Below are 13565 nucleotides of genomic sequence, written 5' to 3'. Positions count from 1 at the left end.
CAACTCATGGTAAATTAACTTGCCAATTCGGGAACTATAGAAAGAGACAACAATAGCCTCATGCCGTTTCGGAGTGCTAGCGAATTACGATCTTGAGAGAAAAAAATGGATTGCCCGGTTACATACCACAACTGCGAACCAGAAAGCATCATACCTCAGGAGGGGCGGGAAACCCTTGTGTCTACGAGTAATAACACCGCTGGTAGCGAGGTGCAGAGAACGAAAAACCATTTACCAAAAGCGCAAGCCGACCAACTGATCGAGCAAGGGGTGCAGCAGCACCAGTATGGTCAATTGGAGGAAGCCGTGCAGTCTTTTCAAGAGGCTCACGCAGCCTACTGCGAACTCAAAGACCGACGGGGAGCGGGAAGAACCCTTGGCAATCTCGGACTCGTGTATTACGCCTTGGGAGACTTTGCTAAAGCAATTGAGTATTCTAAGCAAAGTTTAGCGATCGCCCAAGTCATCCAAGACCGACGTTTAGAAAGTCAGGCGCTAGGAAATATCGGCAATGCCTACCGTCACCTGGGCAACCACGCCAAAGCCGTTGAGCATCAGCAACAGAGTCTAATGGTGGTGCGAGAACTCAAAGACTCCACAGGAGAAGTGGCGGCGCTGAACAATCTCGGACTAGCTTACAAGGCTCTAGGAGATTACATTAACGCCATTGACTACCAAAATCAGGCTTTGACAGTAGCGCGGAATATCCAAGACGATCAGGCAGAGGGGCAGATCCTGAGAAATCTGGCGAATGCTTGCTATGCCGTAGGGGATTACACCAAGGCAATTGATTACTATCAGCAGCGGTTGGTACTGGTGCAGCAAAGTGGCGATCGCCGGGTCGAAGCACAAATTCTGAGAAACTTGGGGAATGCTTGCTATGCCATTGGTGACTACCAGGCGGCAATTGAGTATGCTAAACAGCGCCTTGCGATCGCTATTGCTATAAATGACCCCCGCGCCCAAGAGCAGGCACTTTCCCATCTAGGAGTAGCTTACGAGGCACTGGGAGACTACGCTACAGCAATTGAATACTACGAGCAACGCTTATTCATGGCACGAGTCCTCCAAGACCGCCGGATAGAGGGGCAGGCTCTAGGAAGTCTCAGAGTCGCTTGCTATGCTTTGGGCGACTACGCGAAAGTGATGGAATACGACCACCAAGGTTTAATGAATAGTTAAAAATTAATTAAAGTAACTTATTGATTCCAGGTATTTTTTTGGCGTTCTCAAGAAATACCTCTACCGTATACCTCTAGGCTCTTGTTTCTCATTCATCTACCTGAAACTAATAGCCAGCAAAAAAGTTTTTTAATTTTTTTAATTTTAAATTTCCTCTAGTCCCGCTTTTGGGGGATGTATGGCCGCCTCAGTCCGGATTATCACTAAGTTTTAACAGAAAAAATGCTGGAGTCAATGAAGTATTTCAGGGGTGTCTGATAATATGAGCAAAAGTAATTCACCCCGTAATTGTACCCAGCTGTCTTGCATAAACAATAAACAGTGGTACTTAAGACAACCATATGGAGGAAATGGATACCATGCAAACGTCTGAATATTCTGATATCGCCCCAGATGCTGAGAAGGCCAAGGTAGAAGTGAAAGTTGACGCACCGGGGGGCTTGGCAGCACTACCCCCAGCCAGCGAATCATCAGAAAAGTGGCGGCAAATTGGAGAACAAATTTCCGGATTCTTCGCAGAACTACCAGAGTACTTGGGTGAGTTTTTCTCCGAGTACCAGCGTCCGCTTACCACGTTGGGTCTGATATTAGCTAGTGTCATCACCGTTAAGGTGACGTTGGCGGTGCTGGATGCCATCAATGATATTCCCCTGCTAGCGCCTACTTTTGAACTGGTAGGAATTGGCTACTCAGCTTGGTTTGTTTACCGTTATCTACTGCGGGCCTCTAATCGTCAGGAGCTATCAGAAGAGTTTAAAACTCTCAAGGGGCAAGTTATCGGTCAAGACACCATGAGCTAGGAAATTTTCTAGGCTCAAAAAAGTAGAGACGCGAGGAGCATTGCGTCTCTACAAATAAATGATAGAGGGCGATCGCATTTGGGTGACGATCGCTTCTCTGTAGCTCATAAATTTAAAGTAGAGCGATCGCCGACTATCGGCACGACCGCCCCTTCCAAATTTGCTCCGCTCAAATCGGCTCCACTCAGGTCGGTTTCAGTTAAGTCGGCTTGAGTGAGATTCGCTTCCATTAAGTCGGTTCTGTTCAGATTAACCCCAATTAGTAGGGCGCTACTCAGGTTGGCTTGACAGAGGATCGCATCGCTGAGGTTAGCATAGCTCAGGTTTGCCCTTCTCAAATCTGCCCCAGTCAGATTTGCCCCCGTCAAGTTTGCCCCGGAGAGTTCAGCTCCAATCGGTTCAGTTTTAACCAGTCTGGCACCAATTAATCTGGCATTATCAAAATTCGTCCCAATCAGATCGGCACCTGTTAAATCAGCACCCGTAAGGTCAGATCGACTCAAGTTAGCTCCGCTAAGATCCGCTTTGCTCAGGTTTACCCCCCGCAGGTTGGCTCCCACCAAGTTAACTCCCTCTAAAATTGCTTCCCTTAAATCGCTCTGACACAGGTTGGCTCCTTCTAGGTTGGCTCCTTTGAGATCCACTTCCCGGAAATCCCGTTCTCCAGCAGCATATCGCTTTAAAATTTCATCTTCATCCATATCTACTGCCTCTAAATTGCTTCCGATTAGCTTGAAATTAAGAATTTGGGATACATTAATCGCCAATTCTTCAATCTAAAATCGCACAACTCGGTAGCTATTCGTGAGTGGCTGCATTAGGCATTATGGCACCGCTCATGTCCGCATCGCGGAGGTTAACCCGATTTAGGTTGGCATCAATCAAAACGGCTTCAGTTAAAGTTGCCCCAGTCAGGTTAGACCAGCATAGTTTTGAGCGGTACAGGTTGGCTCCGCTGAGATTAGCTCCCCGCAGGGTTGCCCAAGATATATTTGCTCCTCTAAGATTTGCCTTAGACAAATTGACATTTGTCAGATTGGTTCCGCTTAGATTAGCTCGGCTCAAGTCTGCCGCAGTTAGGTTCGCTCCAATGCCAGACGCTCCATTCAAGATAGCGTTGGATAAATTTGCCTTTTCCATGTTGGCTCCAATCAGGATGGCATTCGTCAAGTTAGCACCTTCCATGTTGGCTCCAACTAAGATGGCATTCGTCAAATTGGCTCGACTCAAGGGTGCATACATGAGTTTTGCTCCGCTGAGATTGGCATCGCGGAGAATAGTTTCACTTAAAAGAGCGTAATTCAGGTTAGCTCCTCTCAGATTGGCTCCACTCATATTTGCGGCTCGCAGGCTAGCATCGCTCAAATTCGCCTCACTCAGATTCGCCTCGCTCAGGTTGGCTCCAATCAGGTTAGCCTCGCTCAGGTTAGCACGTAGGATGGCACCAGCCATATTCGCTTCTCGGAGGTTAACACCGATCATTAATGCCCCAATCAGGTTAGCCTCGCGCAGATCCGCCCCTCGTAAGTTGACTTCGCTAAGGTCAATGCCCATCAGGTCTGCCTTCCGCAGGTTTACTTCCCGAAAATCCCTTTGACCTGCGGCGTAGAGCTGTTTCACTTCATCGGCATCCATCTAGACCTCCCTCATAGGTACTGCCGCTATTGATAAAAAAGGCTCTCAAGCTCTTTCCTATAGCGTCTGGTGATTGGCGATCGCGCTCTATACCCACCGCCCAATAGTGGAATGATAGAAAATCAACACCAAAAATCGGTGTCGGAATCGAAAATTTGAAGTTTTCACACGGAACCAAGACACGTTGAGGTAGGAAGTTATACTCATCGTGAAACCTTGAGGGCGTAAAACCTTTTGGGTAAAAAGGTACAGCGGACATTTGTATTAGATCCTTCACTTTGATCGAGACTCAAAAACGGTGGATATCACGTTTGAGTCAGGGTCGGCTTACTTAATTGTTAGACAGCCGATGTAGATGCTCTCGTCGGCGGTCATGGGAACTTTCAAGAGCTAGTAGCCGCGAGTTCGGCAGAGCTTACACTATAACCGTAAGCTTTAGGGTGGGAGAAAGTCACTCTTATCTCGCCTGGCTAACGAAGCGATTGAGGACATTGGCATCGCCTTAGTCATCCAGATAACCGCTATTGCTAGTGTCAAAATTTGCTACAAAATCCTATTCGTAACTTGACTGCTCTAGTCCGTTAAGTTAAGTCTAATTGTTACAAAATACCTCGGCGCTTATCAGCACTCAAAAGACAGCTATTTCACAGGGAGATTCCTGTAATCTAGTTAATAGAGAGATTTTGGTCTCAAGCGCCAAGAAAATCAAAGCTCTTCGAGTAATGGCTGATAGTCAGTAAAGGATAGAGAATGCCGGACAATTTTAGGAGCCAAGTCGTAACCCAAGGCGTACAGCGATCGCCCAACCGGGCGATGTTGCGTGCTGTGGGTTTTGGGGATCGGGATTTCACTAAACCCATTGTAGGCATTGCCAATGGGTACAGCACTATTACTCCATGCAATATGGGGTTAAACGAGTTGGCTTTACGGGCTGAGAGCGGGGCTAAAGAAGCTGGTGCGATGCCTCAGAAGTTCGGCACGATTACTATCAGTGACGGCATTTCGATGGGGACGGAGGGAATGAAATATTCCCTGGTGTCGCGAGAAGTAATTGCAGACTCGATTGAAACAGTCTGTAACGGGCAAAGTATGGATGGGGTACTGGCAATTGGCGGTTGCGATAAGAATATGCCAGGAGCGATGATTGCGATCGCTCGAATAAATATTCCCGCCATTTTCGTCTACGGCGGTACGATTAAACCGGGTCATCACAACGGGCGCGATTTGACTGTTGTCAGTTCCTTTGAAGCTGTCGGACAATTCAGCGCTGGGAAAATTGATGAGACGGAGTTGCAGGAAGTAGAACGCAAGGCTTGCCCTGGTGCTGGTTCTTGTGGCGGAATGTACACTGCTAATACTATGTCTAGTGCTTTTGAGGCAATGGGGATGAGTTTGCCTTATTCCTCGACGATGGCAGCAGAAGATGCAGAAAAAGCCGACAGTGCAGAAAAATCTGCCTTTGTGCTAGTAGAAGCAATTAAAAAACAAATTTTGCCGCGTCAGATTCTCACCCGCCAGGCTTTTGAAAATGCCATTTCTGTGATCATGGCAGTGGGTGGTTCCACAAATGCCGTTTTACATTTGCTGGCGATCGCTAATGCCGTCGGCGTAGAATTAACTCTCGACGACTTTGAAACAATTCGCGCTAAAGTTCCCGTACTGTGCGATCTCAAACCTAGCGGTCGCTATGTAGCAAATGATTTACACAAAGCTGGTGGAATACCGCAGGTAATGAAAATGCTCCTAGTACGCGGTCTACTCCACGGCGATGCCCTCACCGTCACCGGGCAAACCATCGCCGAAGTGTTGACAGATGTGCCAGAGGAGCCATCCGCTAACCAAGATGTCATCCGTCCTTGGAATAACCCCATGTATGCACAGGGACACTTAGCCATCCTGAGAGGAAATTTGGCAACAGAAGGCGCTGTAGCTAAAATTACCGGAGTCAAAATACCAACAATGACAGGCCCCGCGCGGGTGTTTGAATCGGAGGAAGCTTGCTTACAGGCAATTCTGGCGGGCAAGATTAATCGTGGTGATGTGCTGGTGATTCGCTACGAAGGCCCCAAAGGTGGCCCAGGAATGCGGGAAATGCTGGCTCCTACTTCTGCCCTTATCGGTACTGGCTTGGGAGATGCTGTAGGCTTGATTACCGACGGACGCTTTTCTGGCGGTACATATGGGATGGTAGTCGGTCATGTGGCACCAGAGGCGGCTGTAGGGGGCGCGATCGCTCTCGTTGAAGAAGGCGATAGCATTACCATAGACGCACCAAATCGGCTGTTAAACCTCAACGTCACCGACGAAGAATTACAGCGGCGACGTGCTTCTTGGCAACCACCCACACCCCGTTATACAAAGGGCGTATTGGCAAAATATGCCAAATTGGTATCGTCTAGCAGTGTTGGTGCCGTGACAGATTTAAACTTGGGTTGATAAGTGAATTCCCTTGTCTATTCATGATTAGATGCAGAGGAATTTTATTTTCCCCTGCATCTACCCAAAAACTTTTACTGAAACCTCTATAATCTGCCAAATGAAACGCGCTTTAGGCTAGTCGCAACAACTCCTACCAGTTTCCACGTTTTCCAAAATCGTTTTGGAGCATCTTTTTTTGACACCTTGCCACAAACTTCCTCCGGCGACCAAAAATGATCGTTAAAGTCGTAGTATCCCACTGCTTTTGATCCAAGTTCTATAATCTTAGGATTCCCAAAAGTACAGAGGCTTGGAACGCAGAACAGAAAAAACTTTAACTTAGTTCACATAAATAACTAAACCCATTCCTGAAGTAGATGGCCTTTGAGTTTAAAGGCTACCATCCTCCCGCCGGGTGGATGGCACTATATTCAATTCTGGCAACCCATCGCATACCAACAATTTACCCCGAACCAGAGCGTTTCGAGCCAGACCGCTTCAGCCCCCAGCGCCAAGAACACAAACAGCATCCTTTTAATTTAATTGGTTTCGGTGGCGGGCCGAGAATCTGTCTTGGAACTGCATTTGCCAAAATGGAAATGAAAATAGTCGCCGCCCGTTTGCTGCGCGGCTACCAGTGGGAACTTGTACCCAATCAAAGTTTAGATTCTGTACAAGTTCCCACCTGTCGCCCCGAAGATGGGCTGCGCGTTCATTTACCAGCAGTTGTGAATTGTATGGCATTAGCACTTGATAATAAATTTGAAAGCCTTTCTGAAGTCTTTCAAAATACCAAAGATTCTCTGATTGAAAAGGCGGAAAAAGCAGCTTTCAGCGTTAGCGACGTTACTAACAAAGGTGTTGAAACTGCTGTTCAAGCTAAAGATAAACTGACGATAACCACAGGTAAAGCCGTCAATACTCTAACGGAAACGGCAAAGCAAACAGGAGATTCTTTAAAAGATTCTGTTGATGGTACTTTGAGAAAAGCTGAAAATTTTAGCAATGCAGTTTCTACAGAAGTTGACAAATCTCTCAGTGCTTTAATAGAGCGCCGTCTCGATACCATCAAGGTTTGGATTGATGCTCATCCAGTAATTTCCTGGGCAACTAAAGCACTACTTTGGGGAGTTAATCACCCAATTCTTAGCGGAATTATCCTTCTGTTAGTTATTTTTCTCCTGTGGCAATTGTTTAAAGCATTCGGTTCTATTGTCGAAAAAGGTTTCTTGTATATACTACAAGCCCCTTTCAAGTTAATTTATTCTTTAATAACCAGCTTTAAACCGCTTGGTAATTTCGGAGTTGGGAGATTGACAATTAAACAGCACGAAGCGAATGTACTAAATTTTAATCCTGAAATCTCGACATCAATCAGCCACGAAGATAAAGAAAGACTGAAATCTATTCTTACCAGACTAGAGGCAATTAGGCAGGAGCAGAACGACCTATTACAGGAACTTAGAGGAATTCTTGCTTCCGATAAAGATAATTAATAGTTTTATTCACGGCGGCTTTTAATAGCGATCGCCTGAAATAAAGCTGGTGACGGGATTTGAACCTGCGACCGGCGGTTTACAAAACCGCTGCTCTACCACTGAGCTACACCAGCACAGTAATTAAGCATAGCAAAGTTGCGCTCAATTCGCAACCCTGACTCACTATTAATTTCTCTAGATTACGCGATCGCCATCGAAGTCAGCTAACACAACTTACACGGCTGAAAAAATACTACATAAAGTGTGTACTTATGGTCGCTTTGACAGCCGTTATCACAATACTTGTACCCCTGCTCTTTTAGTCTCTCTTTCACAGTTCAAGCATCTGGTTCGCGGCTTTTTATGCATTGGCACAAATAGCACCTTTATTAATAAGTTCAAATCTTATCGCATCAGTTACAAAAACCTAATTGTGACTGATGCTTGTAAATTTTTATAAAAAAACCTTGCCAAGCTAACGCTAGGTTTAATCGAATTCCCAAGCATAGCGATCGCGTATACCGTTACGTGGGTGGCGAAGATAACCCCTGGAAAAATATCTAGCACAAGCGGCGCTTCCCACTCCCCAGTTTCTCCTAGATGCTGTAAGATATAACAACTTAAGTACGGTATCCCGACAGAGTAACCGGAGATTATAGGAGAACGTTTCATGGGTCTGTGGCAACAGGTGACTCAGCCGATAGCATCGAAAACTAGAAGCTGGCTAAAATCTAGGAATTTTGTATCTTTGTTCCTAGTGGGGGTGAGCTTGAGTGTAGCGATCGCATCTTGCTCCCCCAACAGCTCTAATTCCCCGACAACAACCGCTGGTGGTTCCAGCCCAGCTGCCAAAACTGGCGATGTACAACTAACCCTCGTGTCCTACGCCGTCACCCGCGCCGCCTACGAGAAAATTATTCCCCAGTTCCAACAAGCGTGGAAACAGGAGAAAAACCAGAACGTCACCTTCAACCAAAGTTACGGTGGATCTGGTTCCCAAACTCGTGCTGTAGTTGATGGTTTAGAAGCCGATGTAGTCGCTTTAGCATTAGCGCTGGACACCAAGAAAATTGAGAAAGTTGGACTAATTCAACCAGGTTGGGAAACAGAAGCTCCCAACAATGCGATCGTGCATAAATCTGTCGCCGCTTTGGTTACTCGTAAAGGCAATCCTAAAGCAATTAAAACTTGGGCAGATTTAGCAAAAGATGGCGTAGCAGTAATTACAGCTAACCCAAAAACTTCTGGCGGCGCGAGGTGGAATTTCTTAGGTTTGTGGGGTTCCATAACCCAAGCTGGGGGTGACGATGCTAAAGCGCTCGATTACACCACCAAAGTTTTTAAAAACGTTCCCGTGCTACCCAGAGATGCGCGTGAAGCCAGCGATGTATTTTTCAAGCAAGGACAAGGAGATGTTTTAATCAACTACGAAAACGAGGTGCTTTTGGCTAAGCAGAATGGCCAAGAACTGCCTTATGTAGTACCCGACGTTAATATTTCTATTGACAACCCTGTTGCTGTTGTAGATAAAAACGTCGATAAACATGGAAATCGGGAAGCGGCTGAAGCCTTCGTCAAGTTTCTGTTTACACCAGCAGCTCAACGAGAATTTGCCAAAGTAGGATTCCGACCAGTTGACACCACTGTAGAAAAAGAAGTGGCTAACCAATATCCCCCAGTTAAAACCCTATTTACTGCTCAAGATATGGGTGGTTGGGATGATATCCAGCAGAAGTTTTTTGAAGATGGAGCAATCTTTGACAAAATTCAGGCTGGCAGCAAATAAAATGCTGATTTCTTAATCAAATTCTCCCCTTATGTTAGGGGAGGCTCAGCCTCCCTAAGTTCGTTTCCAGGTTGAGCCTGGAAACGAAAAATGACTCCCCTCCTTACTATCCGGAAGCTGAGTAACGAGAAAATAGAGGCTCTGCCTCGATTCCTTCTAAACCTCGATCTTCATTCTTCAAAATATGGCTGTATCCGCTCCTCCTCAACGCGATCGCATTCGCAAAAACCCATTTCGCCAGCTCAGCAAAGTTTCTTGGCCTTGGCGAATAACATTAGGTTATCTCACAATAATGTTATTCCTGCCTGTGGCGGCGCTGATGTTGAAAGCAACAACAGTAGGAGCAATTGATTTTTGGAAAATTGCCACCACTCCAGTTGCACTTGCAACCTACGATGTCACCTTCATTACAGCATTCATTGCCGCATTGATAAATGGTGTTTTTGGCGTTTTAATTGCTTGGATTTTAGTTAGGTACCATTTCCCATTCAAGCGCGTAATTGATGCTGCCATTGATCTGCCTTTTGCTTTGCCTACTTCAGTAGCAGGTTTAACCTTAGCAACCGTTTACAGCGATAACGGCTGGCTTGGTTCTCTGCTGGCACCTTTAGGAATTAAAGTAGCATTTACTCGTTTGGGCGTGGGAGTAGCGATGCTATTTATTTCCTTGCCTTTCGTAGTGCGAACTTTGCAGCCTGTGTTGCAGGAAATGGAAAAAGAAATCGAAGAAGCAGCTTGGTCTTTAGGTGCATCTAAATGGCAGACATTTTGGCGCGTTGTTTTGCCGCCTTTATTACCAGCAATTTTGACAGGCGTGGCACTAGGATTTTCCCGTGCTGTTGGCGAATACGGTTCGATTGTAATTGTAGCCGCCAACGTTCCATTTAAGGACTTAATTTCATCAGTGCTAATTATTCAGAGATTAGAGCAGTATGACTATGCTGGAGCGACTGTGATTGGCACCGTCCTGTTAGGAATTTCGCTGTTGGTACTTGTAGCAATTAACCTTTTACAAGCTTGGGGACGACGTTATGAACTCTAATTTAGCAGGAAAGTCTTTTAATCCAGGTTCAGGGGATTCCCCATTATCTTCACCAAAAAAGGAGCAAGGCTGGGTAAAGTTCGCTTTGATTGGTTTAGCGATCGCTTACTTAGCTTTAATCTTATTCATCCCCGCTTTCAACGTCTTTATACAAGCATTTAGAGAAGGAATCGCGCCCTTCTTCCACAACCTAGCAGAACCTGGTTTTCTCCATGCCGTAAAGCTCACAGTTTTGATTGCCCTAATTGTCGTGCCGATTAATACAGTTTTTGGGCTGTGTGCAGCTTGGGCGATCGCACGACATCAATTTCGGGGACGAGCCTTTGTCATTAGCCTTTTAGACATACCCTTCGCAGTCTCCCCCGTCGTCGCAGGTTTAATGATTGTCCTCCTCTACGGACGAAATGGCTGGTTTGGGCCAATGCTAGGAGCAGCAAACATTAAAATTATTTTTGCTATGCCTGCAATGGTGCTGGCAAGTGCATTTATCACTATGCCATTTGTCGCCCGCGAAGTAATTCCCGTATTAGAAGAAGCAGGTTCCGATCAGGAAGAAGCTGCTAAAACTTTGGGTGCCAGTGACTGGCAAATATTCTGGCGCGTCACCCTACCTAATATTCGCTGGGGTTTACTCTACGGTGTCATTTTGACCAATGCGCGAGTCATGGGCGAATTTGGTGCTGTTTCAGTTGTGTCTGGCAACATCACTGGCAAAACTCAAACCCTGCCCTTATTTGTCGAGGAAGCCTACAAGCAATATCAAACTCAATCAGCATTCTCCGCCGCCGTACTGCTTGGTGGTTTGGCATTAGTCACCCTCGTTCTGAAAGAAATTTTAGAGCGTAAAACCCGTATCGAAGATGTTGAATAGGAGACGTTAATAATTATGCACAGCACAAATGAATTGACAGTGAATTCAACTACCGCACCCGAAGATAATCGACTCACTAAAACTAGGGTCAGAATCCGCATCCCCAAGCAATACCAGGAAGAACCAGTCATCTCCCGCCTAATTTCTCACCACGGTGTCACAGTGAATATTGCTGCCGCCTTACTAGGCGCAAATGCCAGAGATGATGGCTGGTTCGACTTGGAACTGATAGGGACAACTCGCCAGCTTCAAAGCGCCCTCACCTACTTGGATGAAATGGATTTAGAAATTTGGAGAAAATCAGATAAAGAAGAAGAGGGCTGGTAACAATTTGGGATTTTAGATTTTGGATTAATAATCTAGAATCCAAAATCTAAAATCCCAAATCGACTTACGCCATGTTACTCTCAATTGCCCACCGAGCTAACTCCGTGCGGTTATGGAGACTGGTTTTACCTAGCATATTGGACACATGGCTTTCAATCGTCCGCTGAGAGACATTCATCTGCTCGGCAATTTCTCGATTTGCCATACCTCGTGCCACAAACTGAACAACTTTTAGCTCAGTCGGCGTTAATTCTACGGTTTCAGGTACCTGAAGTTTTGATCCTCCCTCGGTTCCTCGACTTGGATGATGAATTAGGCGAGTGGCTTGCTTAAGGGACGATTCCACTTGCGCCACCAATTCTTCAGGCTCAAATGGCTTAACCATGTAGACATCAGCCCCAGTGTTAAGTCCCTTCACCCGATCTTGACTTTGACCTTTCGCGGAAAGGAACAAAACTGGAATCCAACTGATGCGGGGGTCTTCTCTTACGTGTTGTACGAGGGCAATTCCGTCCATCTCCGGCATCATCACATCGCAGATGATCATGTCAGGAATGTCCTGCTCTAGAACCTCTAGAGCTTCCCGACCGTTTTCCGCAGTGATCACCTCGTACCCTCGAAACTCCAGGTAGTCCTTGACCAGCAAAATCAGGTTGGGGTCATCATCAATCAGCAACAGTCGTTTGTTATCTCTTACACTGGTGTCTTTCATGGTGTCCCACTCGCCAAGCCTGGATTCGTGAATTTTACAACCGTATTCTAAGTAGACTCTACGTTATTTCGGACACCCTGCTGTATTGGTTTGTACTAGGTCTAGACAAATGCTAAATCCTGTTTATAACCAAATAATTATACTTACTTACATGGGTGGCAACGATAAGGATCTAGTAGGTATACGGAAGAATATAACGTAGCTACTATGTTAGTGTATAGGGTTCTGGTAGCGGATGAACTAAAAAAGCATATTCTTGTACGATTTTGTTACCAATAAGATGCTCTTGGATAATCCGCTCTATTACTTCCGGAGTCGCCCCGCGATACCATACGCCGTCTGGGTAGACGACTAGAATTGGGCCAGAGGCGCAAACTCGCAAGCAGTTGGCTTTGGTGCGGAAAATGCAGTTGGGGCGAGTTTCGGTGGGTTTGTCAATTTTTAACTCTTTGAGGCGACGCTTTAAGTAATTCCACGATTCTAGGCTGGCTTCCTTGGAGCAGCATTGAGCTAAAGTCTGGTCAGCACATATGAAGATGTGTCTTTGAATTTGATTGAGTCCTAAGCTCTGGACGCACGCGAGGATAGCATCTTGGTCTTGTGGCTTACAGGTGTCTAGAATCTGGGCTTCAGATTGAGCTACTGTATTTTCAGTCATTTTTACTTCTTTCTTGGGCAAACTCTGGCTTTTCGCGTCTTTGACAATACGTTGGCAGTTCCAACTTTTCTTTTAGCAGACTGGCGGCAGAAAAGGAAAAAAGCTCTCATGCAAAAAAAGAATTCTTGACTTTTTCCTTTGACTTACCTCCTCACCTCTTCCCCAGTTCCCATCTTTGTTCGGAAACCCGTACACACAATTTTGCAGAACTTGCTTGCGATCGCACACCTTACTCCGCTAAATTAGCACTCAGGAGCCGAGAGTGCTAAATTTAGAACGCGACGAAGATCGCGTTTAGATGTCAAACCTGTTGTAGGAGCTTTATTTGTATGGCTGCTGTATCTCTGAGTGTATCCACCGTTAAGCCTCTAGGCGATCGCGTATTTGTAAAAGTGAGCGCCGCTGAAGAGAAAACCGCTGGTGGAATTCTTCTGCCAGACAACGCCAAAGAAAAACCCCAAGTCGGCGAAGTAGTCGCTGTGGGCCCTGGCAAGCGCGATGATAAAGGCGCTCGTGTTGAGATGGAAGTCAACGTCGGCGACAAAGTTCTCTACTCCAAGTACGCTGGCACAGACATCAAACTTGGCACAGAAGAGTACGTCCTGCTGTCAGAGAAAGACATTTTAGCCGTAGTTAACTAAATAGCTAATGGCTAA

The 13565-nt window shown here is 46.1% G+C and carries 14 protein-coding genes, 1 tRNA gene and 1 pseudogene; 9 read left to right on the top strand and 7 right to left on the bottom strand.

The genetic code is table 11. From position 1 onward, the window contains the following. Positions 1–105: 105 nt before the first annotated feature. Together H6F63_RS26185 and H6F63_RS26180 are read left to right on the top strand one after the other, a co-directional pair. Positions 106–1182 (top strand): tetratricopeptide repeat protein, encoded by a 1077-nt coding sequence (locus H6F63_RS26185; protein WP_190640213.1) that lies wholly within the window; start codon positions 106–108, stop codon positions 1180–1182. A gap of 350 nt (positions 1183–1532) precedes the next feature. Beyond that, positions 1533–1982 (top strand): CAAD domain-containing protein, encoded by a 450-nt coding sequence (locus tag H6F63_RS26180; protein ID WP_242020133.1) that lies wholly within the window; start codon positions 1533–1535, stop codon positions 1980–1982. 104 nt (positions 1983–2086) lie between these two features. Here H6F63_RS26180 and H6F63_RS26175 read toward each other — a convergent pair whose 3' ends face one another. From H6F63_RS26175 to H6F63_RS26165, 3 genes are all read right to left on the bottom strand, one after another. Further along, on the bottom strand, positions 2087–2683 hold the full coding sequence (locus tag H6F63_RS26175) for a pentapeptide repeat-containing protein (RefSeq protein ID WP_190441296.1): 597 nt from the start codon (positions 2681–2683) through the stop codon (positions 2087–2089). 97 nt (positions 2684–2780) lie between these two features. Beyond that, positions 2781–3617 (bottom strand): pentapeptide repeat-containing protein, encoded by an 837-nt coding sequence (locus tag H6F63_RS26170; protein WP_190640210.1) that lies wholly within the window; start codon positions 3615–3617, stop codon positions 2781–2783. Then, positions 3604–3876, bottom strand: coding sequence for a hypothetical protein (locus H6F63_RS26165; protein WP_190441290.1), 273 nt, complete (start codon positions 3874–3876; stop codon positions 3604–3606). The genes H6F63_RS26170 and H6F63_RS26165 overlap by 14 nt, the downstream gene beginning before the upstream one ends. 491 nt (positions 3877–4367) lie before the next feature. On the opposite strand from H6F63_RS26165, the gene ilvD reads away from it, so the two are divergent. Beyond that, a complete protein-coding gene (ilvD, locus tag H6F63_RS26160; protein WP_190640209.1) occupies positions 4368–6053 on the top strand; it encodes a dihydroxy-acid dehydratase in 1686 nt (561 codons plus the stop codon). 365 nt (positions 6054–6418) lie between these two features. After that, positions 6419–6748 (top strand): annotated as a pseudogene (locus H6F63_RS31200) (cytochrome P450); the annotation flags it as partial. 827 nt (positions 6749–7575) lie between these two features. Here H6F63_RS31200 and H6F63_RS26150 read toward each other — a convergent pair. Further along, positions 7576–7647: transfer RNA gene (locus tag H6F63_RS26150), tRNA-Thr, on the bottom strand. A gap of 283 nt (positions 7648–7930) precedes the next feature. Continuing rightward, entirely contained in the window at positions 7931–8185 is a 255-nt protein-coding gene (locus H6F63_RS26145) for a hypothetical protein (RefSeq protein WP_190640206.1), read from the bottom strand. On the opposite strand from H6F63_RS26145, the gene H6F63_RS26140 reads away from it, so the two are divergent. The 4 genes from H6F63_RS26140 (at position 8184) to H6F63_RS26125 (ending at position 11539) form a co-directional block, all read left to right on the top strand. After that, complete coding sequence (locus H6F63_RS26140) at positions 8184–9299, top strand: sulfate ABC transporter substrate-binding protein (RefSeq protein WP_190640205.1); 1116 nt, start codon at positions 8184–8186, stop codon at positions 9297–9299. The genes H6F63_RS26145 and H6F63_RS26140 overlap by 2 nt on opposite strands. Before the next feature lie 184 nt (positions 9300–9483). Then, positions 9484–10341 carry a sulfate ABC transporter permease subunit CysT gene (gene cysT, locus H6F63_RS26135; protein WP_190640204.1) on the top strand — a complete coding sequence of 286 codons (858 nt, stop codon included), beginning with the start codon at positions 9484–9486 and terminating at the stop codon, positions 10339–10341. Then, on the top strand, positions 10331–11212 hold the full coding sequence (gene cysW, locus H6F63_RS26130; protein ID WP_190640203.1) for a sulfate ABC transporter permease subunit CysW: 882 nt from the start codon (positions 10331–10333) through the stop codon (positions 11210–11212). The genes cysT and cysW overlap by 11 nt, the downstream gene beginning before the upstream one ends. 15 nt (positions 11213–11227) lie before the next feature. Then, positions 11228–11539, top strand: coding sequence for an NIL domain-containing protein (locus tag H6F63_RS26125; protein WP_190426793.1), 312 nt, complete (start codon positions 11228–11230; stop codon positions 11537–11539). A gap of 64 nt (positions 11540–11603) precedes the next feature. Here the strand turns inward: H6F63_RS26125 and H6F63_RS26120 are convergent, their stop codons facing one another. Both H6F63_RS26120 and H6F63_RS26115 read right to left on the bottom strand, forming a co-directional pair. Beyond that, a complete protein-coding gene (locus tag H6F63_RS26120; RefSeq protein ID WP_190426791.1) occupies positions 11604–12251 on the bottom strand; it encodes a response regulator transcription factor in 648 nt (215 codons plus the stop codon). Between the two features lie 205 nt (positions 12252–12456). Beyond that, positions 12457–12909 carry a ferredoxin gene (locus H6F63_RS26115; RefSeq protein WP_190640202.1) on the bottom strand — a complete coding sequence of 151 codons (453 nt, stop codon included), beginning with the start codon at positions 12907–12909 and terminating at the stop codon, positions 12457–12459. A 329-nt stretch (positions 12910–13238) separates the two neighbouring features. On the opposite strand from H6F63_RS26115, the gene groES reads away from it, so the two are divergent. Continuing rightward, on the top strand, positions 13239–13550 hold the full coding sequence (groES, locus tag H6F63_RS26110; RefSeq protein ID WP_190441269.1) for a co-chaperone GroES: 312 nt from the start codon (positions 13239–13241) through the stop codon (positions 13548–13550). Positions 13551–13565 lie beyond the last annotated feature (15 nt).

The organism is Trichocoleus sp. FACHB-40, from assembly GCF_014695915.1.
Classification (GTDB): domain Bacteria; phylum Cyanobacteriota; class Cyanobacteriia; order Cyanobacteriales; family FACHB-T130; genus Funiculus; species Funiculus sociatus.
This window is presented reverse-complemented; position numbering and strand designations above follow the sequence as displayed.

Excerpts from the sequence above, each read along its gene's own strand:
- H6F63_RS26185 (WP_190640213.1), top strand. The coding sequence starts at position 106 with ATGGATTGCCCGGTTACATACCACAACTGCGAACCAGAAAGCATCATA.
- H6F63_RS26180 (WP_242020133.1), top strand. The coding sequence starts at position 1,533 with ATGGATACCATGCAAACGTCTGAATATTCTGATATCGCCCCAGATGCT.
- H6F63_RS26175 (WP_190441296.1), bottom strand. The coding sequence starts at position 2,683 with ATGGATGAAGATGAAATTTTAAAGCGATATGCTGCTGGAGAACGGGAT.
- H6F63_RS26170 (WP_190640210.1), bottom strand. The coding sequence starts at position 3,617 with ATGGATGCCGATGAAGTGAAACAGCTCTACGCCGCAGGTCAAAGGGAT.
- H6F63_RS26165 (WP_190441290.1), bottom strand. The coding sequence starts at position 3,876 with ATGTCCGCTGTACCTTTTTACCCAAAAGGTTTTACGCCCTCAAGGTTT.
- ilvD (WP_190640209.1), top strand. The coding sequence starts at position 4,368 with ATGCCGGACAATTTTAGGAGCCAAGTCGTAACCCAAGGCGTACAGCGA.
- H6F63_RS26140 (WP_190640205.1), top strand. The coding sequence starts at position 8,184 with ATGGGTCTGTGGCAACAGGTGACTCAGCCGATAGCATCGAAAACTAGA.
- H6F63_RS26145 (WP_190640206.1), bottom strand. The coding sequence starts at position 8,185 with ATGAAACGTTCTCCTATAATCTCCGGTTACTCTGTCGGGATACCGTAC.
- cysT (WP_190640204.1), top strand. The coding sequence starts at position 9,484 with ATGGCTGTATCCGCTCCTCCTCAACGCGATCGCATTCGCAAAAACCCA.
- cysW (WP_190640203.1), top strand. The coding sequence starts at position 10,331 with ATGAACTCTAATTTAGCAGGAAAGTCTTTTAATCCAGGTTCAGGGGAT.
- H6F63_RS26125 (WP_190426793.1), top strand. The coding sequence starts at position 11,228 with ATGCACAGCACAAATGAATTGACAGTGAATTCAACTACCGCACCCGAA.
- H6F63_RS26120 (WP_190426791.1), bottom strand. The coding sequence starts at position 12,251 with ATGAAAGACACCAGTGTAAGAGATAACAAACGACTGTTGCTGATTGAT.
- H6F63_RS26115 (WP_190640202.1), bottom strand. The coding sequence starts at position 12,909 with ATGACTGAAAATACAGTAGCTCAATCTGAAGCCCAGATTCTAGACACC.
- groES (WP_190441269.1), top strand. The coding sequence starts at position 13,239 with ATGGCTGCTGTATCTCTGAGTGTATCCACCGTTAAGCCTCTAGGCGAT.